Raw genomic sequence first — 1,979 nt, 5'->3', positions numbered from 1 at the left:
TACGTTAACACTCTACGGTGACTATGCATGTGCTGAAACAGATGAGGTAGATGAGGTAAAAAATAGTACTGCTGTAGCAGAAACGAACCGATTAACGCTACCTAAGCTAGCCCGTCCAGCTCATGGCTATGCTAAAAATAAGCGCTTTGATTTAAAGCAAATGACTTTATTATTAGCTACTTCTGGAGCTGCTCACTTTCCTATATGGATGGAAGCACATGCAGGTAACGCTTCAGATAAGACAACTTTAGAAGCTGCTGCTACCCGTATGCAAAATTTTTGCAAAGCTTTAGAAAGCACCCCTTCCTTTTTATATGTAGGCGATTCTGCCATGTATGCCAATTGTGTAAAATATGGACAAAATTTGCTCTGGTTATCTAGAGTACCAGATAATATAAAAGCAGCTAAAACTTTATTAACCAAGCAAACTATTGATTGGACAGAGCTAGACAAGGGATATAAATATGTAGTTGTTAATCAGATATATCAAGGAATTGCACAAAGATGGGCATTGATTTATTCCAAAGAAGCTTATGATAAGGAAGTAGTTACTTTAGAAAAAAAGATAGAAAAGGAAGCTAGTGAAACCAATAAACTATTATGGCATTTGGGTAATCAGTTATTTGGCTGTCTGCAAGATCTTGATAAGGAAATCTTGCAAATAAATAAAAAATTACACTATCATAAGATTAGCTATACTGCTGCCACTATACCAACTTATCTAAGAAAAGGACGTCCTAAAAAAGATAATAAACCAGACAAAATTGAATACAAAGCCCATACAGTTTTACTACGAGATGAAGAAAAGATTGAACATGCTACGTTAAGTAAAGGACGTTTTATTCTAGCAACCAATCAATTAGATGAAATTGCTCTTAAAGATAGCGAAATATTATCTACTTATAAAGAACAATCTGGTACTGAATCAGGATTTAAGTTTATTAAAGATAACAGTTTTGAAGTAGATTCTATTTTTCTTAAGAAGCCTGGACGGATTAGTGCTTTAATGGTAGTGATGACGCTTTGTTTAATGGTCTATAGCTTTGCGCAGTATGATTTACGTAAGCAATTAGAAGCAACCAATACTACTATCTTATCTCAAAGTGGCTATGCTACTAAGAAACCTACCATGAAGTGGATTTATAAACTCTTTCATGGCGTACATCTACTTAAAATAAAGATAGGTGAACAGTATCATGAAATAGTTCTCAATATGAATGATATACTAAAAAAGATTGTGCAGCATTTTGGACCTATGGCTTGTAGAATATATGATATTGAATATGAAAATATCTAACAGGGCCAAAGGTCTATCTAATGAGGTTATATTTTGATTATATGGAGTAAAAAGCTTAGCAAGAAAAGGAAAATTGCCTCTTTATAGCCCGTTTTTACGAAAATAATAAGGCTAACTCATACGAATCTGTCGCTAAAAAACCTAAAAAGGGGAAAATATATATTTTAAAAATTTTATGCGGAATGTCGGAGATAAGTACTAATATGCATATTTTTGATCGTGTTTGTTATAAACAGGCTATTGCACAATAGGCTAACAAAAGTTAGCCATTCATGGACTAATGGACAAGTAGAATGTATGAATCCTACCATTATTTAGGGCGCAGATACCATACAATTGGGATGATCCGCTACAAATTGTGACCAGCATCGAGACTTGGTAGGCGAGCATAGGCGTTGCTGGCTATGACATAAAGCTACCGCCAAAGCATCTGAAGCATCGAACAAAGTGGATTTAGTGGATATATTTAACANCAATACGTATATAGAGCAATTTCTAATCAAGAAAGACCAATCATTGCAAACGTTGTCTGATCATCTCAAGAACATAATAACATTATTGCGGCGGTATCCACTCATCCACGCGAAAGACCAGGGTGCATCATTATTAAAATTAGACAATGAACGGTTGTCTATACTAGTCGCTATTACAAACGTATATCCAATTAGTGGATTTAATGAGA

1 protein-coding gene and 1 pseudogene are annotated in these 1,979 nt (G+C 34.6%); both read left to right on the top strand.

Translation table 11 applies throughout. The annotated features are described in order from the left end of the window. Positions 1 to 1,297: IS1634 family transposase (locus tag EDM02_RS00570; protein WP_221179577.1), on the top strand; the 1,297-nt coding region annotated here is incomplete at its 5' end. Between the two features lie 206 nt (positions 1,298 to 1,503). Continuing rightward, a pseudogene (locus EDM02_RS05885) lies at positions 1,504 to 1,609 on the top strand (IS481 family transposase); the annotation flags it as partial. Between the last annotated feature and the right edge of the window lie 370 nt (positions 1,610 to 1,979).

The organism is Candidatus Cardinium hertigii (genome assembly GCF_003788695.1).
This window is presented reverse-complemented; position numbering and strand designations above follow the sequence as displayed.